This window comes from Acinetobacter guerrae (genome assembly GCF_009372255.1).
In the GTDB taxonomy this organism is placed as follows: domain Bacteria; phylum Pseudomonadota; class Gammaproteobacteria; order Pseudomonadales; family Moraxellaceae; genus Acinetobacter; species Acinetobacter guerrae.
The window spans coordinates 265,417-287,045 of sequence record NZ_LXGN01000045.1 but is presented as its reverse complement, the minus strand read 5'-3'; the positions used below and the strand labels follow the sequence as shown (position 1 = coordinate 287,045).

At 41.2% G+C, this 21,629-nt stretch carries 23 protein-coding genes; all 23 read left to right on the top strand.

The window, feature by feature from the left end; genetic code table 11:
• The first annotated feature begins 1 nt into the window (after nucleotide 1).
• The 23 genes from hisS (at nucleotide 2) to A7A69_RS12860 (ending at nucleotide 21,613) form a co-directional block, all read left to right on the top strand.
• Complete coding sequence (gene hisS / locus A7A69_RS12970; protein ID WP_120368580.1) at nucleotides 2-1,294, top strand: histidine--tRNA ligase; 1,293 nt, start codon at nucleotides 2-4, stop codon at nucleotides 1,292-1,294.
• A gap of 30 nt (nucleotides 1,295-1,324) precedes the next feature.
• The gene (locus A7A69_RS12965; RefSeq protein ID WP_120368581.1) at nucleotides 1,325-2,026 is read left to right on the top strand and encodes a YfgM family protein; all 702 of its coding nucleotides are present in this window, start codon (nucleotides 1,325-1,327) and stop codon (nucleotides 2,024-2,026) included.
• Complete coding sequence (bamB, locus tag A7A69_RS12960; RefSeq protein ID WP_120368582.1) at nucleotides 2,026-3,174, top strand: outer membrane protein assembly factor BamB; 1,149 nt, start codon at nucleotides 2,026-2,028, stop codon at nucleotides 3,172-3,174. The genes A7A69_RS12965 and bamB overlap by 1 nt, the downstream gene beginning before the upstream one ends.
• Nucleotides 3,175-3,352: 178 nt before the next feature.
• Nucleotides 3,353-4,762 (top strand): ribosome biogenesis GTPase Der, encoded by a 1,410-nt coding sequence (gene der / locus A7A69_RS12955; RefSeq protein WP_004992690.1) that lies wholly within the window; start codon nucleotides 3,353-3,355, stop codon nucleotides 4,760-4,762.
• 163 nt (nucleotides 4,763-4,925) lie between these two features.
• Entirely contained in the window at nucleotides 4,926-5,537 is a 612-nt protein-coding gene (locus tag A7A69_RS12950; RefSeq protein WP_152877943.1) for a beta-ketoacyl synthase chain length factor, read from the top strand.
• Nucleotides 5,531-6,328: a lysophospholipid acyltransferase family protein gene (locus tag A7A69_RS12945; RefSeq protein ID WP_152877941.1), complete on the top strand. Its 798-nt coding sequence runs from the start codon at nucleotides 5,531-5,533 to the stop codon at nucleotides 6,326-6,328. The genes A7A69_RS12950 and A7A69_RS12945 overlap by 7 nt, the downstream gene beginning before the upstream one ends.
• Nucleotides 6,325-6,585, top strand: coding sequence for a phosphopantetheine-binding protein (locus A7A69_RS12940; RefSeq protein ID WP_120368585.1), 261 nt, complete (start codon nucleotides 6,325-6,327; stop codon nucleotides 6,583-6,585). Before A7A69_RS12945 ends, A7A69_RS12940 begins: the two co-directional genes overlap by 4 nt.
• Nucleotides 6,586-6,594: 9 nt before the next feature.
• Nucleotides 6,595-6,840, top strand: coding sequence for an acyl carrier protein (locus A7A69_RS12935; protein ID WP_120368586.1), 246 nt, complete (start codon nucleotides 6,595-6,597; stop codon nucleotides 6,838-6,840).
• Nucleotides 6,840-7,403: a COG4648 family protein gene (locus A7A69_RS12930; protein WP_151980783.1), complete on the top strand. Its 564-nt coding sequence runs from the start codon at nucleotides 6,840-6,842 to the stop codon at nucleotides 7,401-7,403. The genes A7A69_RS12935 and A7A69_RS12930 overlap by 1 nt, the downstream gene beginning before the upstream one ends.
• A complete protein-coding gene (locus A7A69_RS12925; RefSeq protein WP_152877939.1) occupies nucleotides 7,384-9,060 on the top strand; it encodes an ApeI family dehydratase in 1,677 nt (558 codons plus the stop codon). The genes A7A69_RS12930 and A7A69_RS12925 overlap by 20 nt, the downstream gene beginning before the upstream one ends.
• Complete coding sequence (locus A7A69_RS12920; protein WP_152877937.1) at nucleotides 9,060-9,797, top strand: glycosyltransferase family 2 protein; 738 nt, start codon at nucleotides 9,060-9,062, stop codon at nucleotides 9,795-9,797. The genes A7A69_RS12925 and A7A69_RS12920 overlap by 1 nt, the downstream gene beginning before the upstream one ends.
• Nucleotides 9,798-9,799: 2 nt before the next feature.
• Nucleotides 9,800-10,723: an LpxL/LpxP family acyltransferase gene (locus A7A69_RS12915; protein ID WP_152877935.1), complete on the top strand. Its 924-nt coding sequence runs from the start codon at nucleotides 9,800-9,802 to the stop codon at nucleotides 10,721-10,723.
• 40 nt (nucleotides 10,724-10,763) lie between these two features.
• Nucleotides 10,764-12,311: an HAL/PAL/TAL family ammonia-lyase gene (locus tag A7A69_RS12910; protein ID WP_421721595.1), complete on the top strand. Its 1,548-nt coding sequence runs from the start codon at nucleotides 10,764-10,766 to the stop codon at nucleotides 12,309-12,311.
• Nucleotides 12,301-12,735 carry an acyl-CoA thioesterase gene (locus A7A69_RS12905; protein ID WP_004994820.1) on the top strand — a complete coding sequence of 145 codons (435 nt, stop codon included), beginning with the start codon at nucleotides 12,301-12,303 and terminating at the stop codon, nucleotides 12,733-12,735. Before A7A69_RS12910 ends, A7A69_RS12905 begins: the two co-directional genes overlap by 11 nt.
• Entirely contained in the window at nucleotides 12,732-13,391 is a 660-nt protein-coding gene (locus A7A69_RS12900; RefSeq protein ID WP_152877931.1) for a LolA family protein, read from the top strand. The genes A7A69_RS12905 and A7A69_RS12900 overlap by 4 nt, the downstream gene beginning before the upstream one ends.
• Nucleotides 13,360-15,690, top strand: a complete 2,331-nt coding sequence (locus A7A69_RS12895) for an MMPL family transporter (RefSeq protein ID WP_152877929.1) — start codon at nucleotides 13,360-13,362, stop codon at nucleotides 15,688-15,690. The genes A7A69_RS12900 and A7A69_RS12895 overlap by 32 nt, the downstream gene beginning before the upstream one ends.
• Before the next feature lie 21 nt (nucleotides 15,691-15,711).
• Entirely contained in the window at nucleotides 15,712-17,022 is a 1,311-nt protein-coding gene (locus A7A69_RS12890; protein WP_152877927.1) for an NAD(P)/FAD-dependent oxidoreductase, read from the top strand.
• A 1-nt stretch (nucleotide 17,023) separates the two neighbouring features.
• On the top strand, nucleotides 17,024-17,560 hold the full coding sequence (locus A7A69_RS12885) for a DUF3261 domain-containing protein (protein ID WP_152877925.1): 537 nt from the start codon (nucleotides 17,024-17,026) through the stop codon (nucleotides 17,558-17,560).
• An 8-nt stretch (nucleotides 17,561-17,568) separates the two neighbouring features.
• The gene (locus A7A69_RS12880) at nucleotides 17,569-18,780 is read left to right on the top strand and encodes a beta-ketoacyl-[acyl-carrier-protein] synthase family protein (RefSeq protein WP_152877923.1); all 1,212 of its coding nucleotides are present in this window, start codon (nucleotides 17,569-17,571) and stop codon (nucleotides 18,778-18,780) included.
• Entirely contained in the window at nucleotides 18,777-19,220 is a 444-nt protein-coding gene (locus A7A69_RS12875) for a hotdog family protein (protein ID WP_152877921.1), read from the top strand. The genes A7A69_RS12880 and A7A69_RS12875 overlap by 4 nt, the downstream gene beginning before the upstream one ends.
• Nucleotides 19,217-19,942, top strand: coding sequence for a 3-ketoacyl-ACP reductase FabG2 (locus tag A7A69_RS12870; protein ID WP_187349223.1), 726 nt, complete (start codon nucleotides 19,217-19,219; stop codon nucleotides 19,940-19,942). Before A7A69_RS12875 ends, A7A69_RS12870 begins: the two co-directional genes overlap by 4 nt.
• Nucleotides 19,942-21,165, top strand: coding sequence for a beta-ketoacyl-ACP synthase (locus A7A69_RS12865; protein WP_152877919.1), 1,224 nt, complete (start codon nucleotides 19,942-19,944; stop codon nucleotides 21,163-21,165). The genes A7A69_RS12870 and A7A69_RS12865 overlap by 1 nt, the downstream gene beginning before the upstream one ends.
• Before the next feature lie 13 nt (nucleotides 21,166-21,178).
• Entirely contained in the window at nucleotides 21,179-21,613 is a 435-nt protein-coding gene (locus A7A69_RS12860; protein ID WP_152877917.1) for an excinuclease, read from the top strand.
• The last annotated feature ends 16 nt before the right edge of the window (nucleotides 21,614-21,629 follow it).

Below are 21,629 nucleotides of genomic sequence, written 5' to 3'. Positions count from 1 at the left end.
CATGAGTTCAATTGTTGCAATCAAGGGTTTTAACGATATTCTTCCGAGCCAAACGGCTGCATGGAGACGTTTAGAACAACATCTGGCATCTTTAATGGATACTTATGGCTATCAGCAAATTCGGTTACCAATTGTTGAGCAAACAGGTTTATTTAAACGTGCTATTGGTGATGCGACGGATATTGTTGAAAAAGAAATGTATACTTTTTTTGACAAAGGAACACCGCCTGAATCATTAACTTTACGTCCCGAAGGTACGGCTGGTTGTGTTCGTGCAATGCTAGAACATAATTTATTACGTGGGGCTACACCACGTGTCTGGTATCTTGGGCCGATGTTTCGTTATGAAAAACCACAAAAAGGGCGTTATCGTCAATTCCATCAGTTTGGGGTGGAAACCTTTGGCGTGGCAACCCCTGATATTGATGCTGAAGTGATTTTATTGACTGCGCGTTTGTGGAAACGTTTAGGAATGGCGGATAAAGTCCAGCTTGAACTGAATACTTTAGGCGAAATCGACGAACGTGCAGAATATCGTGCAGCTTTGGTTGAGTTTTTGACTCAGCATAAAGATGCTTTGGATGAAGATTCACAGCGCCGTTTAACCACAAATCCTCTGCGAATTTTAGATTCAAAAATTGAATCGACACAGAAAATTTTAGAAAATGCGCCGAAATTGCATGACTTCATTCAAGAAGACAGCATGAATCACTTTAAACAACTGCAACAGTATTTAACTGATGCAGGTATTTCTTTTGTGATCAACCAAAAGCTGGTACGTGGTCTGGATTATTACAACAAAACTGTTTTTGAGTGGACGACTACAGCATTGGGTTCACAGGGCACCGTTTGTGCAGGTGGACGTTACGATGGTTTAGTTGGACAATTGAAAGGTAAAGCAGATCAATCTGTTCCTGCTGTTGGTTTTGCAATGGGTATGGAGCGTTTATTGTTGCTTCTTGAGCAAATTGAACAAGCACAGGCTGTCCGTGATTGTGATGTGTTTTTGGTGGCTGAACCTGCTTATCAGGGGCATGCACTGATTTTGGCAGAACAATTACGTGATCAGCTTGAAACAAGCAATAGTTCACTGCGTATCAAAACTGGTTCACAGGGCAGTATGAAAAGCCAGATGAAAAAAGCAGATCAGTCTGGTGCTGTTTATGCCATGATTTTGGGTGAGCGCGAATGGAATGCTGGTGAGTTGACCATAAAAGAGTTGGCAACCGCTGAACAATCCAATGTGGCGATTGACCAACTGGTTTCATTTTTAACTAAAAAATTGGCAAAATAAGCGAAAAAGCTGAAGGAAAAAGGAACGTAGATGAGTGCGTTAACTGAAGAAGAACAACTGGATCATTTAAAGTCGTTCGGTAAAAAATATGGCTCTGCCATCATTAGTGGTATTTTGATTGCGCTCATCGCCTTTTTTGGATGGCAATATTGGCAGAAAAAAACACTGGCTGAAAATCAGGTGCGTACTGCAAAAGTACAGCAACTTATGGATCAGGCGCAGGGTGCTGAGTCGAATCCAGATGCTTTAAGTAATTTATATGCCTCTGCAGATAAAATTACCAAAGATGCGCCAGATTCAGTACAAGCCATTCAAACTGAACTGATGTTGGCAAAAGTAGCTTATGATAAAGCTGATTATGCCGCAGCAGAAAAGTCATTAAAGAAAGTCGAAAACTCAAAACTTAATGATAACGGTCTATTGCAATTGGTTAAACTTCGTCTAGCTTATGCTCAACTTGCGCAAAATAAATATGACGATGCGTTAAAAACCTTGTCATCGGTCACGGATCCTGCATTTAAGGCTACGGCTGAAGAAGCACGTGGCGACATATATGTCGCGAAAAAAGATATTGCTTCTGCAAAAAAAGCGTATCAAAGTGCGTGGGATGATTTATTGAAACGCAAGCAAGAGCGTCAAATTTTACAAATTAAACTCGAAAGTGTTGGCGTTTTAGTAGATGATCCTGAGATTGAACGCCCGATTTTAGACACACAGGTGGATAAGTCTTAATGGATAGAAAATTTACGCTCCCGTTTACGCTTGCATTGGTTGCAGCAGCTTTGGTTGGTTGCTCGAGTAATAAACTTAAAGTGGAAGAACCGAAACCCAATCCTTTGCCAAAACTGGCACAGGCAAAAACTTTGGTTCCTGTATTTTCACAAAGTGTTTCTTCAACAGATGAAGCAGATCCACTACGTTTGCAGCTTGATTCTGACAATGGCGTGAATTTTATTGTAAATCCAAAAGGTGAAGTTTCTGCCTATCGTGGTAAACAACGTGTGTGGGAAACTCGTGTCAATAAACACGGATTGACTTCAGGTGTCGAAGCCAAAGAAGGCGTAGTCTTAGTGGGTAGTGCTAAAGGTGAACTCTTTGCACTGGATGAAAGCACGGGTCAGAAAAAATGGCAGGCACAGTTAAGTGGTGCTTTACTTAGTCCATCTTTAATCAAAGATGGACGGGCAGTGACCATTGCCAATGATGGTACAGTCTTTGCGCACGATTTACAGACTGGACAGCAACTTTGGGCGTATAAAATGCCAAACGTACAGTTTAGTCTACGTGGTCAGCCATCGCCTGTTATGTTGGATGATCATACTGTCATCGTAGCATCGGCTAATGCTTATGTTTACGGCATTGATGTGATTAGTGGTGTACCTCGTTTTCAACGTCGTGTTGCAGTCAGTGAAGGTCGTTCAGATGTGCAACGCCTAATTGATATTGATGGTGATCCCGTGGTGGTTGGCCAGTTTCTAGTAACCACCAGTTATCAGGGGCAAGTCACTGTAATTGATGTCGCTGCACAGCAAGTGGTCTGGAGCGAAAACGCCAGTAGTAATAAACGTGCTGAGGTCAGCAATGACAAAGTTTTCGTGGCACAAACCGACGGTAAACTGGTAGCATACAACCTTAGCACAGGCGAAAAAGCGTGGGAAAGTGACGCTTTGATGCACCGCCAGTTGAGTAACCCAGTCGTGTTAGGTTCTGATCTTGTGGTGGGTGATCTGGATGGTTATTTGCACCTAATTGATCCAAATAGCGGACAACTTGTTGGTCGATCAAAAACCAGTGGTGACGTACGTACTTTACGCGTAGTTGATAATCAACTTTATGTGTCTACTCGCAAAGGTGCATTTACTGTTTGGCAAAACCGTTAATTTTATACGGGCTTGTGCTAAACTAGCAGCTAGCGAATTTTATGCTTCATATTCGTCGGGGTGTTTGAATACACAATATTCAAAACCCCGTTGTTTTTTATTCAGGCCTTTGGCCTAAAATCTTCCTTATTATTTCCTTGTTCATGCCAAATGGCTGATCTTGAATGTAGGTTACTTTATGAAACCCGTTATTGCGCTCATTGGTCGTCCCAACGTCGGAAAATCAACGCTATTTAACCAGATTACCAAGAGTCGTGATGCGCTTGTTGCCGATTTTGCGGGGCTTACTCGTGACCGTAAATATGGTGATGCCGTTTACCAAAATAAATCCTTTATTGTGGTAGATACAGGCGGTATCGGCGAAAGTGAGGCGGGGATCGATGCTTACATGGCGGAACAGTCAAAAACCGCCATCAATGAAGCTGACATTATTATTTTCGTGGTGGATGCTCGTGCAGGATTACTTGCTTCAGATGAACAAATTGCCCGTGAAATACGCAGTCTGGGTAAGAAAATTTATTTAGTTGCCAATAAAGTGGATGGTGTACACGCTGAAGCAGCCGTGGTCGAGTTTTATAAACTAGGCTTTGGTGAACCGATCCATGTTGCAGCGAGTCATGGTCGCGGTGTGGCACAGATGCTTGAAGATGTGCTTGAAGATGTTCCTGAAGATGAAAATCCAGAAGAACATGACAAAAATACAGGACTAAGACTCGCGATTATTGGTCGTCCAAATGTTGGTAAATCTACGCTAGTCAACCGGTTGTTAGGCGAAGAACGTGTTGTGGCATTTGATGAGCCTGGAACGACACGTGATTCGATTTATATCCCTTATGAACGTGATGGTCGCCAATATACCCTGATCGATACAGCAGGGGTACGCCGTAAGGGTAAAGTTGATGAAATGATTGAAAAATTTTCAATTGTAAAGACCTTACAAGCGATTAAAGATGCGCATGTGATTGTTGTGGTTTTGGATGCTCGTGAAGGTGTGGTTGAGCAAGATCTACATCTAATTGGCTATGCGCTTGAAGCGGGCCGTGCCATGGTGGTTGCCATTAATAAATGGGACAACATGACTGAGTATGATCGCAAGCAATGTAAACTGGATGTTGATCGTCGTTTTGACTTTATTCCTTGGGCAAAAGTACATCTGATTTCTGCCTTGCATGGCACAGGCGTAGGTGAGTTATATCCATCGATTCACCGTGCTTATGATTCTTCGCATTTAAAAGTTTCACCTGCGAAATTAACCCAAATTTTAAATGATGCAACAGATGCGCATCAACCGCCGATGATTAGCGGTAAGCGTATTAAAATGCGTTATGCGCATATGGGTGGGCAAAATCCTCCGACTATCGTAATTCATGGAAATAAAGTAGATAAAACTCCAGCAGATTATCGTCGTTATTTGGAAAATGTGTTTCGTAAAGTTTATAAGCTTGAAGGTACTCCTGTGCGAATTGACTTTAAAACGTCTGAAAACCCATTTGAAGGACGTAAGTCGCAAATCGATGAGCGCGTCGCTGCGCGTAAACGTCGTTATATTCAAAAATTTAAGAAAGCCGAGAAAAAATTTAAGCGTTAAATTGTGCATAATAAAAAACCCCGATCCAATTTCGGGGTTTTTTATTTATAAGCACTGTATCTTGTTGTTATTTCAGTTAAAATGTAATTTTTTGTTAATTTGAAGACTGGTGCTATAATTTTGCACCAATTTATTCCCCTTTTGTCATAGGCTCGCGTTCAGCATGATCAGATTTCATCTCTCAGCGCTTCGATTGTGCTGTACACAACAAGAGTGTACCGCGCTAGAGTCTTTGCCTGCCATGCAGCGCAGGCGACTTTCGCCTTTGGCAAAATTGGCGATAAATGCCGCCGTGCAAACTCTGGGGCAGCAATCTGTAGATTATATTGTATGGGCTTCTCAGTATGGCGATGAAGTCAAAACATTAGGTATTTTACAAGATGTTTTGACCAATCAAATGCCATCACCTACGCAATTTTCGACTTCGGTTCATAATGCAATTGCTGGTCTTTATTCTATTTTGTGTAAAGACGATACCATTTCGACCAGTTTAAGTAGCGGTTGGTCAGAAGCAATGATCGAAGCCTATGCTATTTTAAAAAGTCAGCCTCAGATTAAAACTGTTTTAGTGGTTTATTATGACGCGCCATTACCTGAAATTTATCAGGATCGACGACATTTTGAGCCGTTTGCTATATCGACTTTAGTCAGTCTGGAACATGCCAATGCTGAGTTGAGTACAGTTGAACAGACTCAACATATTGACGCGCTCAGTTTTTATTCCTTCTGGCAAGATGAGCATCAAACAGAATGGCTAGGATGGCAAAAATGTTAAACAAAGCATCATTAAAAAATAAGATCAATTATATTTGGCGTGTTGCAGCAACAGGTTTCAGTTTTGCCAGTTTTGGTATTGGGGGCGTGGCAATCGCGACTGTGGTTGCACCTTTGGTAAATTTAACTGCGCAGGATCAGGCGACTCGTCGACAACGTGCTCAACAGGTGATTCGTACCAGTTTTAAAGGCTTTACCGAAATGATGGTCAAGTTGGGCATTATGACTTATTCGGTTGAGGGTTTGGAAAAATTACAGCAAAGTCGACAAGAATTAGTAATCGCTAATCATCCGACTTTAATTGATGTTGTGGTTTTAATTGGATTGATGCAACAAGCCAATTGCGTGGTAAAGCAGTCGCTCTGGTCAAATCCATTTACACGAGGCCCTGTGCGCAGCGCGGGTTACGTTTTAAATGCAGGATCTAATCAATTTATCCATGATTGTGTTACAAGCTTACAGCAAGATAATGCGGCATCGTTAATCATTTTTCCTGAAGGAACGAGGACACAAAAAGATGAACAGATTAATGAGTTTCAGCGTGGCGCTGCCAATATTGCAATTCGTGCCGATGTTCCGATTCGACCTGTGTTGATTCGTTGCACACCCACAACTTTAACCAAAAATGAAAAGTGGTATCACATTCCTGCGAAGCCCTTTCTAATTGAGATTAAAATTTTGGATGCCATCCATATTTCAGAGGTACTTTCTGATTTGACGGTCAGTCCTAAAAATGTCCGCGCTCTCAATCAGTATTTACAGCAATTTTTTAAGCAAGAGTTATCTAAATGAGCAATTTGGCCAACGAATTAAAACAAATGATTATTGATGTTTTAGCACTTGAAGACATCACCGTTCAGGATATTGATGATCAGGCACCATTATTTGGAGAGGGACTAGGGCTAGATTCAATAGACGCTTTGGAGTTAGGGCTTGCCCTCAAAAAACGTTACAACATTCATTTAAATGCTGAATCGGATGAGACCAAACAGCATTTTCGCTCAATTCAAAGTCTAGTGACTTTGGTTGAAGCTCAACAAAAAGTATAAGAGGTAGCTATGTTAAGTCAGGAACACATTCTTTCGACCTTACGTGAATGGATGCAGGATTTATTTGAAATTGAGCCTGAAACAATCCAATTAGAATCCAATCTATATTCGGATCTGGATGTTGATAGTATTGATGCAGTGGATTTAATCGTAAAAATTAAAGAGTTGACAGGTAAACAGGTGAAACCTGAGGACTTTAAAAATGTCAAAACAGTGCACGATGTTGTGACTGTTATTCAGAATATGACAGCTTAATGAATCACTTTTTGAAATGGATAACAGCGATTTTTTTTATCGCTTATCCTTTTATTGTGGGTTGGAGTCTATCCCACGGTCATTTTTTTGCCGTCAGTATATTGCTGGTGGCGGTGGGTATGTCACGCCTTGTGTTTAAATCCAATGCATTATTATGGCCACTTTCTATGTTTGCCATTTTATGTGGTGGTTTAAGCGTGATGTTGAATGATCATGCATGGCTTAAATTTTATCCAGTTCTGATGAGTCTGGGAGCTTTGGGTATATTTGCATCGACCTTATGGCGACCACCTTCCATGATTGAGCGTTTCGCACGAATCATGCAGCCCAATTTACCTGAGTCGGGAGTACAATGGACGCGAAAAGTCACCATAGTCTGGTGTGGTTTTTTTCTATTCAATGCAGCTATGGCTTGGTGTACGATTGTTTATGCACCGACCCAGATTTGGGTGTTATATAATGGCTTTATTTCTTATGTCCTCATGGGCATTCTTTTACTTGGTGAATTTATTTTAAGAAAACGCCATCAGCGTTTAAACAATAATGATGAACAATTCCTTTAATCCATTTATTCAGTCACAACAGACCTTAGCGATTACCGTTGACCAACAGCAAATTTCTTTTGCTGCATTTTGGCAAGATGTGTCGCAGCAAGCGCAATGGCTTTCTTTACGACCTGAATCCATCTGGGCGCTTTGGCATCAAGATAGTTACGAGTTTCTGGTGTTATTGTTTGCAGCACTTCAAGCAAAGAAAAGGATCGTGTTGCCTCCACATCGGGTGGCACAACTTGAACAAAATTTAGCTGAACAAAATATTTATTTTTTATCACGTCAGACTTTTACTGAAGTAAACTCGAATTTTGTACTTGATTTTAGTCAGAATTTTCTTGAACAAGCGCAGATCGATTTTTACACTTCTGGTTCAACGGGTGAACCCAAACGTATTGAACGCACTTTAGCGCAATTGTTTAAAGAAGTGCATGGACTCGATCAGACATTTTGCTTAACTGAACAAGTCATTGCATTGGCTACGGTCAGTCATCAGCATATTTATGGTTTATTGTTTAAAGTGCTCTGGCCATTATTTACTGGACGAAGTTTTTTTAGTCCTCAACTGGTTTTTCCAGAAGATGTGATTGCCATACAAAAACATTTTGCTGAATTTGGACTGCAAAACTATGTGATTTCTAGTCCTGCTTTACTCAAACGCTGGACGTTTGATATCAAACTCGTAGATAGTCAGGCCGTATTTTCTTCTGGCGGAAAATTGGAAAATGGTGTTCGACCCTTACTCAATTATACGATTACTGAGATTTTAGGAAGTTCAGAGACGGGTGGAATTGCCTATCGAACTGAAGATGAAAGTGCATGGCAAGCCTTTGCGGATGTGAATATTGAAATTCATCAACAGCTTTTAAATGTACAAACTGAACACGCCTTTTGTTCTGACTGGATTGAAACTGGGGATCTGGCAGAATGGGGAAATGCCAATAACCCAAAAACTGGATTTAAATTATTGGGTCGTGCCGATCGTTTGATCAAGCTGGAAGAAAAACGTCTGAGTTTGGATGCGATTGAGCAAACGATTCAAACATTACCAGCGGTAAAACAATGTCATGCTTTATTGGTAGAGCAGGAACAGCGTCAGTTTTTGGCGTGTATTGTGGTTTTGCACGATGCCGCACGTCAACAGTTACAATGCATAGGTAAACACGCATTTGTATCTGAGATAAAACAACAATTACGTGATGGCTTGGAAAATATCGCAATTCCCCGTTTATGGCGATTTTTGACAGAGCTTCCACAAAACACTCAGTCAAAATTGGATAAACATTATTTAAAAAGTTTGTTTCAGCCGATGCTGCAACCTGTGGTTCTGTCGCAGTTACAAGCAAGTGAATGTCATCAACTGAAACTGGAATTTATGCCTGAACTGCTATGTTTTAAAGGTCATTTTCCAAATCAACCGATATATCCAGGTGTTGGGCAAATTGGATTTATTCAGACATTTGCCAGACAAATCTGGGGTGATTTAGATTGGTGCAATGGTTATGAACAACTTAAATTTCAACATCTGATTGAGCCGTATCATGTTATTGAGTTAAAACTGACGCGCAAACAGCATAAAGTGAGTTTTGAGCTATCTGATGTACAGCAAACTTTGGCATCAGGTCGTTTGTTATTTGCATTGAAAGATTCGGATGAGGAGACAGTTTGATGCAAACTTATGGTTTTGTTATTCCTGTGTTTAATCATCCGCATTATCTTGACGAATTAATGGCAGTTCTAAGTCAGTATAATTTACCTGTGATTGTGGTGAATGATGGTAGTCATGATGAATGTACAATGCGATTGAGAGCATTGGATCAGCTTTATTCGCAGCTTCATTTAATTGAGCATGATCATAATCAGGGCAAAGGTCAGGCAGTCATTACTGGATTGAACTATGCAGGGCAAATGGGACTCAGCCATGCTTTGCAGATAGATGCGGATGGTCAACATCAATGGACAGATATCGATAAGTTTCTGCAATTATCTCAGCAGCATCCTGATGCAGTTGTGATTGGTCAACCTGTATTTGATTTATCCGTCCCCAAAAAACGCTTGTATGGGCGATATGTCACGCATGTCTGGGTTTGGATTAATAGTTTGTCTTTTGATATTAAAGACAGTATGTGTGGTTTTCGGATCTATCCTTTAGCACCAACATTAAAAATTTTAAAACAAGCAAAGTTTCAACCACGTATGGGCTTCGACAGTGAAATTTTAGTCCGTCTAAAGTGGGAAAATGCCAAATTTATAAATGTCCCAACGCCTGTGATTTATCCTGAACATGGGATTTCTCATTTTCATGTCTGGCGCGATAACTTGGGAATGAGTCAGGCACACGCGCGGTTATTTGCTGGCATGTTATGGCGTTTACCCAAACTCATTAAACAAAAAATACAAGGCTAAACATGCAGCGCCAATCTTCTAACTGGAGCGATCGTAAAGAGCGAGGTGGACTGGGGCTGCTCACGCTAGTGCTCTATTTTTATCGTTTGGGTGGGCGTTGGTTATGTAAGGTCGTATTGTACTTTATTATTATGTGGTACTGGCTTTTTGCAGTTTCTGCACGGCAGGCATCACTTGATTATTTGCGCCAATTACATTTATTTGCAGGTGTACATTCTCCATTTTCAAGTTTACCTTCATGGGCAAATAGCTATCAGCATTTTGTCCAATTTGGCATGAGTATTTTGGATAAAATGGAAGGTTGGCTCGGGAATATCCCTGAACAACAGTTACAGTTGTTTGGTCATCAGCATTTTCAACAGGCGTACCAGAAAGGTGCATTATTAGTCGTATCGCATTTTGGCAATATTGAACTGTTACGTGCTGTTAAATCTCAACATTCTCAGAAAATCAATGTATTGGTCTATCAAAAACATGCCACACAATTTAATGCTTTTCTGAAAAAACTCAACGATCAAGCTGACGTGAATCTGATTTCTGTCGATGAATTGGGACTAGAAACAGCCATTTTATTAGAAGAAAAAATGCAACAAGGTGAATGGGTGATTGTCGCGGCAGATCGTGCGCCTGTGCAATCTGATCGCGTTCAACATATTGAGTTTCTTGGTAAAGATGCAGTGTGGCCACAGGGTGCGTGGATACTGGCAAGTTTACTCAAAGTTCCTGTTTTGGCGGTGTTTTGTTATCGACAGCAGCAACATTTTGAAGTGCATATTCATAAAATTGCAGATGTCATCGATTTACCACGAAAGACCCGTATGCAAGCCATGCAAACGGTGACCCGACAATATGTAGCTTTGCTTGAGCAGCATTGCTTACGCGCACCGTATCAATGGTTTAATTTTTATCATTTTTGGACGAAGTAAATTGAATAACAGTATATTAAATACGGGCATAGAACAATTCATTACCGTAGGGATAGAGCCATTAAGTATTGAAGATGTGGTGCGTGTTGCACATGGTTATTGTCAGGTTTCATTACCACAACAACAAACGTGGCGTGATTTTATTCAAAAAGGCGCTGACTTTCTGGATGAATTATTAGAGCAGGAAGGTGTCATTTACGGGGTTACAACAGGTTATGGAGATTCTTGTTTAGTTGAAGTCCCTGCGCATCAGGTTAATGAACTGCCTTTACATCTTTCTCGTTTTCATGGCTGTGGCTTAGGTAAAAATTTGGAATTGGTGACTGCGCGTGCTGTAGTCGTTACGCGATTATGTTCTTTGGCAAGAGGTTATTCTGGGGTTTCACTGGCGTTACTAGAGCGTCTAGTTTGGTTACTCAATCAAAATGTAATTCCTGTCATTCCATCCGAAGGTTCTGTTGGCGCGAGCGGCGATTTAACCCCGCTTTCTTATATTGCGGGGGTATTGGTCGGTGAGCGAGATGTCTATTACCAAGGTCAAATTGTACCTGTCCAACAGGTGTATACAGCAAAAGGTATCGAGCCTTTGACTTTGCGCCCTAAAGAGGGACTGGCTTTGATGAATGGAACAGCAGTCATGACAGCAATGGCATGTTTAAATTATAAACGTGCTGAGCAAGTTGCCCATGCTGCAACATTAATTACTGCTTTAAATGTTTTGGCATTGGAAGGGAATCCGACTCATTTTGATGAAGTGCTTTTTGCTCAAAAGCCACATGCGGGGCAACAGAAAGTTGCAGCACAATTACGTGATTGGCTAGAAAGCGAAGTACAGACAGCCCACCAAAGTCCGCGTTTGCAGGATCGTTACTCATTACGCTGTGCACCGCATATTATTGGTGTTTTTGAAGATTCTAAAGTTTGGTTACGTCAATTTATTGAAAATGAATTGAATTCGAGTAATGACAATCCTTTGATTGATCCTATCAATCTGCGTGTTTTGCATGGCGGACATTTTTATGGGGGACATATTGCGCAAGCGATGGATAGTTTAAAAATCATGATTGCCAATATTGCCGATTTACTGGATCGGCAATTAGCGCAATTGGTCGATCATAAAATGAATCACGGCTTACCGCGTAATTTAACAGGTGCAACAGCAGACCGCTTACCTTTAAATCATGGTTTTAAAGCGGTACAAATTGGCGTATCTGCATGGACAGCCGAAGCATTGAAACAAACCTTATCGGCCTCCATTTTTTCGCGTTCAACGGAATGTCACAATCAGGATAAAGTCAGCATGGGCACAATTGCGGCACGAGATGCCGAACGTGTGATTGTATTGACTGAACAAGTGGTCGCTGCCTTATGTTGTGCCAGTGTGCAGGCAATTCATTTAAAAGGCTTAAACCAACAGCTTTCGCCAGTGCTGCGAGCATTTATGGACTGGACTTTACACAGTTTTGCATTGGTGGTGGAAGACCGACCATTACAAACTGAATTACAACAAATGATTGATCGTTTTGCCAACTTTGAACTGTCTAATACGGATTGGATGCTGCAACAGGAGCAAGCTTATGCAAGCTGAAGTCGTTATTGAAGTTCCTTTTCATGATGTCGATATTATGAATGTGGTTTGGCATGGGCATTATCTGAAATATTTTGAAATCGCCCGCTGTAAGCTTTTGGATCAGTTTCATTATAACTATATGCAAATGCAGGCTTCAGGTTATGCGTGGCCTGTGATTGAAAGCCATGTACGCTATGTACAGGGTATTCAGTTTGAGCAAAAAATTCGGGTACGTGCGATTTTAAAAGAGTGGGAAAATCGTTTAAAAATTGATTATGTGATTTTTGATGAAGCGACTGGAAAACGACTAACCAAAGGTTATACCACGCAGGTCGCCGTTGAAATTCAAACACGGGAAATGTGTTTTCAGTCTCCGCAAGTGTTATTTGATTGTCTGAATGCATGGTCTGAGTTTCAACCCGCGCAGGAGCAAAAACCATGATGGTTTCTATTTTAAATCAACATAAAAAAAGATTTAATTTTGTTCTACTCACAACTTTCGTATTTTGGGTTTTAAGTCTTTCGGTTACTGTGCAGGCAGCTTCACCACAAGCTGAACAGATTTTTAAACAGCTTTCACAAACCACCTTGATACGAGCCAAATTTGAACAGCAAAAAAAACTGGCATCTCTCCAAAAAACTTTTGTTTCCAACGGGGATGTGGTTTTTTCTAAAAGCAATGGTGTGCTGTGGCAGTTACAGCGTCCAGTCCAAGCAGACCTTGTGGTAACGCCCAAAAAACTGGTTCAGAAAACAGCAAAAACCTTGAGTCAGCTTGACGTCAGCAAGTCGCCTTATGGTTCAGTTGCGACTTTATTTTTGCAATTGATGTCGGGCAACTCAGCACTTTTAGATCAACATTTTACCGTCAATAAAACCAGTATCACAGCACAAGGTTGGTCAATCAGTTTGCGTCCTAAAAGCAGCTTATTTAAAAAGTTATTTGTACAGGTGGATGTACAGGGGCAACAATATGTAAATCAAATTATTATCGCAGAACAAGGTCGTAATATAACCACGATTCATTTTAGTCAGCAACATTCACAACCAGCGGCACTCACGACTGATGAACAAGCACTTTTCCAATTGGCAAAATAAATGTAGCGTGGTCTGGCTGGTCATACTCGTTGTGATCAGTTTGATCATGGGCGTGGCATGGCTAAAAAAAGATATTCATATTCAGACCAATATTTTTGCTTTACTTCCTAAACTGAATCAGGATACAGATTTAGCTGAGACGCAGCACTATGTCAGTGAACAGTTAAATAGTAATATTTTTGTCGTGATTGATGCTAAAGATAGCCAACAATTACAACAAGCAACGGACTATCTACAACATTCCGTCAGCCAGAGCAATGTTTTTGAACCTTTAACGGCGCAGGTTGATACTGAGCAATTAGGGCGAATTTTGTATCAACATCGTGCAGGCTTATTGAGTGCTGAAGATCAACAGTTACTTGTACAAAAAGATTATTCGAGTTTGACTGAAAAAAGCCTGATGCAATTGTTTACACCAGGTTTACCGATTAGCGCGGAAAGCTTAAAACAAGATCCATTCATGCTATTTAGCCGTTATTTGCTTGGAGTGAGTCAACAGGTACAACATGACAATGTTGAACTGGAAAACGGTTTTGCTACGATTCATGATCATGACAAAATTTCACGTTTGTTCAGCCTAAAATTAAAACAAAGCCCTTATAACATTGATTATCAGGAGCAAGCTTCAGCTTGGATCGATACGACTCAAAAGCAACTTGCCCAGATGAATGTTAAAAGTCACTGGACTGGAACATTATTATTTTCCAACTATGGTACGCAGTCGGCAAAACAAGAGATTTCGACCATCGGCGTAGGTTCAAGTCTGGGACTAGTGCTATTGGTCTGGTTTGGTTTTCGTTCGTTACGCCCTTTATTGACTGAGTTTGTTGCTGTTTCGACAGGGTGTTTAGTGGCTTTTGCCGCCACTCACTGGATATTTGGTGAAATCCATCTGATGACCTTGGTGTTTGGGGCGAGCCTGATCGGAGTTTGTGTCGATTTTTCATTTTACTTTATGGCAATGCAATCTCAGCACCGTAAGCTGAGTGGTTTTGAAGTTCTACGTCCGCTATTGCCGAGCTTGTTTATGGGATTGATGACTACAATCGTGGCCTATGTGTTTTTAAGCTTTAGCCCTTTCCCTGGTTTTAAGCAAATCGCAGTGTTTTCCATTGTTGGTTTGGCTTCGGCATGGTTGACCAGTATTTTATTATTGCCGCGTTTACCTGCCTTAAATGCTGAACCTGCCATTCAACGATTAAAGTGGATTGGTGAATTTAGAATCTGGTTTCAGCAGCATCGACTAATTCGCTATGTCACTTTGCTGACTATTGTGTTCATTGGAGTGAGCAGTTTATTTTTCTTAAAAACCAATGATGATATTCGCAATTTACAAAGTATGGATAAATCCTTAAAGCAGGAAGATCAGTATGTGCGCGAACGATTTATGGGGCAGCAGGATAGCGATTATTTTGTGGTGCGGGGGCATACGCCAGAACAAATGCAAGCCAATGAACAGGTGTTGATTCAAAAGTTACAGCATTTACAAAATCAAGATCAACTCACAAGTTTTCAGGCTTTAGGACAATGGATTCCTACGCAGCAACAACAGCAACAAAATATTGCCCAGCTTCAGTCGATTTCAGAATCTGTGTTAGAGCAGTATGCGCAAAATATGGGCTTATCCGTAAATGACGTAAAAACATGGCAGCAACAATTAGCTACTTTACCATTATTATCACTACAGGATTTTAAGCAGCATCCATTGGCCTTTTTGCAGGTTCGTTCTAACGAGCGTTTGGTACTTTTAAACGGAGTTAAGCATCTAAATGCTTTAAAACAATTGCAAAACGAGCAAATAATTTTACAGCAACCCATGAATCAGTTATCCGATTTATTTAAACAGCACCGTTTACAGGCACAATCTTTATTTGTCTATGCCTTGATTGCACTGGCGATCGGTCTAGGTGTGATTTATGGTTGGCGCTCTATTGTACCTCTGGTAATGCCTGTCAGTCTGGCGCTGTTGACGACTTTTGCGATACAGGCTTGGTTGGGGGTTGAACTCAATCTGTTTAGTATCATGGGTACTTTTCTGATTGTGGGTATTGGCGTGGATTATGCGATTTTTTATCGACATGGTCATGATCATCCGCAAATAGTAGGTATGGCATTATTCTTATGTATGATGTCGACTTTGCTCGGCTTTGGTTTATTATCATTGAGTCATACTTATGCGATTCATTGTTTTGGTTTAACAGTACTTTTTGGGGTCATTTTTTCATTTATTTATGCCACGTTGTTCACTCCATCGGATGAGCAACACGTGGTGATTTCACGTTATCAGTCAAAGAACTGAGATTAAAAAGGTCAATGTGCCATGCAAGATATGCAACAAAACACGATACAACAAACAGATGTGATCATTATTGGGGCAGGGCCATCGGGCAGTTCAGCAGCTGCTTTATTACGAAAAAAAGGTTTTCAGGTCGCTATCATTGAAAAACAGCATTTTCCTCGGTTTTCAATTGGTGAGTCTTTATTACCACAATGTATGGTCTTTTTAGATGAGGCGAGTTTATTAGACACCGTACGTGAACATGTCGGAACATGCGGCTTCCAGTTTAAAAATGGCGCAGCTTTTTTACGAGGAGGGAAGCGCAGTTTTTATGACTTTACCCAAAAATTTAGTGAGGGGCCGGGGACGACATGGCAAGTTCGCCGTGCTGATTTTGATCAGTTATTAGCTGAAGGGGCGCAAGCTTTAGGTGCTGATATTCGATTTGGACATGAAGTCATTGCTGTGGATGTTAAAACCTCACAGCCGATTTTGACGATTCAGCCTGAACAGGGTACAGCCTATCAAATTCAGGCAAAATTTTTATTGGATGCCAGCGGTTTTGGTCGAATTTTACCTAAATTTTTAAATCTAGAATCACCTTCAAATTTTCCTGTACGTCGTGCGTTGTTTACCCACATTGAAGATGGTATTGGGCTTGATACTGACTTTGATCGCAATAAAATTTTGATTACTGTGCATGATAAAGATCATCGTGCATGGTATTGGCTGATTCCTTTTGCCGATGGACGTAGTTCTTTTGGTGTCGTCGCAGAACAGGATTTTTTTGATGCTTATCTGACTGGCAATGCCGAGCAGGATCAAAATGAAGTCTTACTAAAACGGATTTTGGCAGATGACGAGAGCCTGTCTAAAGTTCTGGCTCAGGCAAAGTTTGATACACCTGTGCGGACATTGGTCGGTTACTCTGCCAATGTTAAACATTTGGCGCAGTCTAATTATGCATTATTAGGTAATGCGGGTGAGTTTTTAGATCCTGTGTTTTCGTCAGGAGTCACTATCGCTTTAAAATCATCTAGTCTGGCAATCCCACTGGTGGAACGTGCGATTAAAGGTGAGCAAATTGATTGGCAAACTGAATATGAACAACCCTTGCGTCAGGGAATCAATGTATTTCGTGCCTATGTTGAAGCATGGTATACAGGTGAGTTTCAGGATGTCGTATTTTCCAGACACAAAAATCCAGACATTGAACGGATGATTGCTTCACTTTTGGCTGGTTATGCATGGGACGAACGCAATCCGATGTATAAAAATGCCAAACGCCGCTTAGCCACTCTGGCTGAGTATTGCCGTGAAGATATTTCTCCTGCACAGCTATCGGAAATTTAAGATGCAATGGATTCGTTTATTGTTATTGGGCTGTATATTGACCGCATTTTCGGGTTGTCAGCATATGATGCCTAAAGCTGTGGGTCTTGAGAGCGGGACATGGCAACAGCAAACGTATCAGCGTCAAGATCAGGTGGATGTACAATGGCGCAAGCAGAGTTTTAGCTTTCTACTCTATCAGCAGCAGCACGGACAAGTATTGCAATTAATCGCGTTGAGCTTGACAGGTCAGCAGTTATTCCAAGTTGAATACAATGGTCAACATATTCAGGTGAAACAGCGTATTGAGCAAATGCGTTTATTACCGTTCGAATTTTTAGTTCGTGATATTTTATTGGCGACCTATCCTGATTTTGACAGTCAGCAGTCAAAGGTCATGGAAAAAAAATTGAATAAAACGGATGAAGAGATTTATATTCAAAAAAATTTGGTTTTAAAGATTCATCATCAACACGATCAGATTTATCTTGAAAATGTTCAAGTGCCTTATCAAATGACATTTTCACCAATTGAAAATACTTTGCAGTCCAATGAATAGATAAAATTATGCAACAAAAACAAAATTCTTCTGCTGTTGGTATTCAACTGAGCAGCAGCCTTTCAGCTTTAGGCAATTGTCCTGAACAGTTACGTCAGCGTTTAACTCTGTCAGAAACCAGCTTATCTATACAATCTGAATGGCTGCCTGAGCGTTCGGTCTGGGTAGGGGCATATACAGGACATTTGATAGAAAACTTACCAAATGCCTGTGAAGCTTGTTCATCTCGTAATTTACGTTTTGCTGTGACGGCTTTACAACAAATTGAAATACCTTTACGTGATTTAACTGAAAAGATTCCCCTAAGCCGCTTAGCGATTGTGATGGGCACATCAACATCTGGTATTGCAGATAATGAGCCGCTATTGGCTCAACATTTTCAGGGAAATGTTGGCTCGTCTATCGATCATCATAAACAGGAAATGAACGCATTGGCTAAAGGCTTGCAGGCCTATTTAGGCTGGCAGGGCGCAGCTTATACCATTTCGACTGCATGTTCATCCAGTGCCAAAGCATTTATTGCGGGGCAAAGGCTACTCAATGCTGATCTCGCTGATGCCGTTTTAGTGGGTGGGGTAGACACACTGTGCCGTTTAACTTTAAATGGTTTTGATAGTCTGGAAAGTCTATCAAAGGGAATTTGTCAGCCATGCGGTCTTGAGCGAGATGGTATTAATATCGGTGAAGCCGCCAGTTTGTTTCTATTGACCAAAGATTCTGCTCCAGTGATGTTTCTTGGTGGTGGTGAATCGATGGATGCATGGCATATTTCTGCACCGCATCCAGAAGGTTTAGGCGCTGCTCAAGCCATGCAACGCGCTTTGGCGGATGCTCAGTTGAATGCCAGTCAGATTGATTATTTAAATTTGCATGGTACAGCCACACCGCAAAACGATGCGATGGAAATTAAGGCAGTACGACAGGTTTTCAATGAGCATGGTGTGCCGATGAGTAGCACCAAACACAAAACTGGGCATTGTCTGGGTGCTGCTGGTGCAGTTGAGGCTTATATCTGCCAACAGGTTTTGCTCGATCAGACATGGTTGCCGCTGCATCAACAAGGTCAACTTGATCCTGAATTGGCTGACCAACACTTTGTTAATCAAAGTAGGGTTAGTCCACAAACAGTTGTTGATCGACCTTTAAATTATGTCATGAGTAATTCATTTGCCTTTGGTGGCAGTAATGTCAGCTTAATTTTTGGAAGATCTTTGCCATGAATATTCAGCAAAAAGCAATTGAATATATTCCTCATCAAGAACCGATGGTGTTTATCGATGATTTGGTCGAGATATTTGAACAATCTGCCGTTGCCAATCTGAACATTCGCCCAGAACTTTTATTCTGTGGTGTAGAGGGTTTACCGACATGGACCAGTATCGAGCTGATGGCACAAACCATCAGTGCCTTTTCAGGTTGGAAAGGGCAACAGCAAGGTCATACTCCCAAAGTTGGTTTTTTATTGGGAACACGTAAATTAAATCTACCTGTGCCTTTTTTTGAAATAGGGAGTACTTTAATCATTCGGGTCGAACAGCAATATTTACATGAAGGTTTGGGACAATTTGCCTGTGAGATTGACTATAAAAATCATAAAATCTCAGCCCTATTAAGTGTTTATGAGCCGACAGGCGATCAAGATAATAAGGAAAATGTGTGAATAGACGTATTTTAGTCACTGGCTCAAGTCGTGGAATTGGTAAAGCGATTGCTTTGCAGCTCGCGCAGGCTGGTTTTGATGTTACGGTTCATGCGCGTTCGCGTGTTGAAGAAGCCCAAGCTGTAGCAGAGCAAATTCGAAGTTTAGGGCAAAATAGTCATATATTGATGTTTGACGTGACTGAACGTGAAGTTGTGCGTCAGATGCTTGAGCAAGATGTTGAAACTCATGGCGCATTTTATGGTGTCGTCTTAAATGCGGGTTTAACCCATGATGCTGCTTTCCCAGCATTAAGTGATCATGAATGGGATGACGTAATTTCGACCTCTCTGGATGGTTTTTATAATGTGCTTAAGCCGTTAATTATGCCGATGATTCATTTGAGAAAAGGGGGGCGTATCGTGACCTTATCTTCAGTTTCTGGGGTCATGGGCAATCGTGGTCAAGTCAATTATAGTGCCGCAAAAGCGGGCTTAATTGGTGCGACCAAAGCTTTATCACTAGAGTTGGCAAAGCGGAAAATTACCGTCAACTGCGTCGCTCCGGGTCTAATTGAAACTGAAATGGTTACTGAAGAAGTCAAGCAACATGCTTTAAAAATGATTCCATTGCAACGTATGGGAAATGTGGACGAAGTTGCCAGTGTCGTGAAATTTTTGTGTTCCGATGATGCATCTTATATCACACGACAAGTGATTTCAGTCAATGGAGGGCTGATCTAATGAAGCGTGTTGTGGTCACAGGTATGGCAGGAATTACTTCGCTTGGTGAAACGGCAGATGCTATTTTTGAACAATTTGCTCAGGCTAAAAGTGGCATTCGTTATATGCCCGATTGGGAGAAATATACAGATTTGCGCACCAAGCTGGGTGGGCCTGTCGAAAACTTTACGGTTCCAAAGCATTTTAATCGCAAAGTCACACGTGGAATGGGCCGAGTAGCCTTAATGTCAGTGGTCTGCGCTGAAACTGCACTGACAGATGCAGGTTTATTAAATGATCCCATTTTAAAAAGTGGCGATGCAGGTGTGGCATTTGGTTCATCTGCGGGAAGTGTCGATGCCGTACGCGAATTTGGTTGTATGTTGATTGATAATGACATGAGCCAAATGAATGCGACCACGTATATTCGAATGATGTCACATACCAGTGCGGTAAATATGACCGTTTATTTCGGTTTAAAGGGTTTAACATTACCGACATCTAGTGCTTGTACATCAGGCTCAATGGCGATTGGACAGGCTTTTGAAGCGATTAAGTACGGCAAACAAACCGTGATGCTGGCTGGCGGTGCAGAAGAACTCAGTGCGGCTGGGGCTGCGGTATTTGATGTATTATTAGCCACCAGTGGTATGAATGATCAGCCTGAACGAACTCCGCGGCCTTTTGATCAAAACCGTGATGGGTTGGTGATTGGTGAAGGGGCAGGCTGTTTAATTTTAGAAGAATATGAGCATGCCAAAGCACGGGGCGCAAAAATTTATGCAGAAATTTTGGGTTATGGCAGTAATACCGATGGTCAGCATGTAACCAGACCCGATCAAGAGATGATGGCGCGTTGTATGCAACTCTCTTTAAAAGATGCAGGACTAATGGCGGATCAGATTGATTATGTTAATGCACATGGAACATCGACTGATCAGGGTGATATTGCTGAAACCCAAGCCACTGCACAAGTTTTGGGTAAAAAACCGATTAGCTCACTGAAAAGTTATTTTGGTCATACGCTTGGTGCTTGTGGCGCGATTGAAGCATGGCTGAGCATCGAAATGATGCATCGGAAGCAATTCATTCCAACTCTAAATCTAGATCATATTGATCCGCTTTGTGGTGATCTGGATTATATTACAGGGCACGCAAGACCTTTAAATGCCAATATTATTATGAGTAACAATTTTGCTTTTGGGGGAATTAATACCTCCTTAATTTTTAAAAACCTTAAATAAGAGGAATACAACAATGTCACTTAAGAAACAATTCAGCCTTGCTGTACTTTGTATGGGATTAATGGGAACTGTACAGGCAGCAGATCAAGTTCATGATTTTGATTTTAAAACAGCTGTAGATCATGCAGTCGCTGATGGAACACTAGATGGTTCTGTAAAGTTTTATTTGAGTGGAACAAAATCAGGTGGCAAGGTTTTACAACAGGGAGCTGTTACGAATAAAAAAACCAATGGCTTTGCCAAGTCTGCTGAAAGCTCTTGTGATCGAGTATTACGTTCAGCTCTGATTCAGTTACAAAGTGCAGCAAAGGCTAAAGGCGGCAATGCAGTCACCAATATTGTGAGCTATTTCAAATCCAATGAAGCGAAAAGCAGTACGACTTACCAATGCTATAAAGGTATGGCTGTGACAAGTGTGGCGCTAAAAGGGGATATTGTTAAGTTTTAACTCAGTCTAAAATAAT

Coding starts and splice junctions, on each gene's coding strand:
- hisS (WP_120368580.1), top strand. CDS start 2: ATGAGTTCAATTGTTGCAATCAAGGGTTTTAACGATATTCTTCCGAGC.
- A7A69_RS12965 (WP_120368581.1), top strand. CDS start 1,325: ATGAGTGCGTTAACTGAAGAAGAACAACTGGATCATTTAAAGTCGTTC.
- bamB (WP_120368582.1), top strand. CDS start 2,026: ATGGATAGAAAATTTACGCTCCCGTTTACGCTTGCATTGGTTGCAGCA.
- der (WP_004992690.1), top strand. CDS start 3,353: ATGAAACCCGTTATTGCGCTCATTGGTCGTCCCAACGTCGGAAAATCA.
- A7A69_RS12950 (WP_152877943.1), top strand. CDS start 4,926: ATGATCAGATTTCATCTCTCAGCGCTTCGATTGTGCTGTACACAACAA.
- A7A69_RS12945 (WP_152877941.1), top strand. CDS start 5,531: ATGTTAAACAAAGCATCATTAAAAAATAAGATCAATTATATTTGGCGT.
- A7A69_RS12940 (WP_120368585.1), top strand. CDS start 6,325: ATGAGCAATTTGGCCAACGAATTAAAACAAATGATTATTGATGTTTTA.
- A7A69_RS12935 (WP_120368586.1), top strand. CDS start 6,595: ATGTTAAGTCAGGAACACATTCTTTCGACCTTACGTGAATGGATGCAG.
- A7A69_RS12930 (WP_151980783.1), top strand. CDS start 6,840: ATGAATCACTTTTTGAAATGGATAACAGCGATTTTTTTTATCGCTTAT.
- A7A69_RS12925 (WP_152877939.1), top strand. CDS start 7,384: ATGATGAACAATTCCTTTAATCCATTTATTCAGTCACAACAGACCTTA.
- A7A69_RS12920 (WP_152877937.1), top strand. CDS start 9,060: ATGCAAACTTATGGTTTTGTTATTCCTGTGTTTAATCATCCGCATTAT.
- A7A69_RS12915 (WP_152877935.1), top strand. CDS start 9,800: ATGCAGCGCCAATCTTCTAACTGGAGCGATCGTAAAGAGCGAGGTGGA.
- A7A69_RS12905 (WP_004994820.1), top strand. CDS start 12,301: ATGCAAGCTGAAGTCGTTATTGAAGTTCCTTTTCATGATGTCGATATT.
- A7A69_RS12900 (WP_152877931.1), top strand. CDS start 12,732: ATGATGGTTTCTATTTTAAATCAACATAAAAAAAGATTTAATTTTGTT.
- A7A69_RS12895 (WP_152877929.1), top strand. CDS start 13,360: ATGAACAAGCACTTTTCCAATTGGCAAAATAAATGTAGCGTGGTCTGG.
- A7A69_RS12890 (WP_152877927.1), top strand. CDS start 15,712: ATGCAAGATATGCAACAAAACACGATACAACAAACAGATGTGATCATT.
- A7A69_RS12885 (WP_152877925.1), top strand. CDS start 17,024: ATGCAATGGATTCGTTTATTGTTATTGGGCTGTATATTGACCGCATTT.
- A7A69_RS12880 (WP_152877923.1), top strand. CDS start 17,569: ATGCAACAAAAACAAAATTCTTCTGCTGTTGGTATTCAACTGAGCAGC.
- A7A69_RS12875 (WP_152877921.1), top strand. CDS start 18,777: ATGAATATTCAGCAAAAAGCAATTGAATATATTCCTCATCAAGAACCG.
- A7A69_RS12865 (WP_152877919.1), top strand. CDS start 19,942: ATGAAGCGTGTTGTGGTCACAGGTATGGCAGGAATTACTTCGCTTGGT.
- A7A69_RS12860 (WP_152877917.1), top strand. CDS start 21,179: ATGTCACTTAAGAAACAATTCAGCCTTGCTGTACTTTGTATGGGATTA.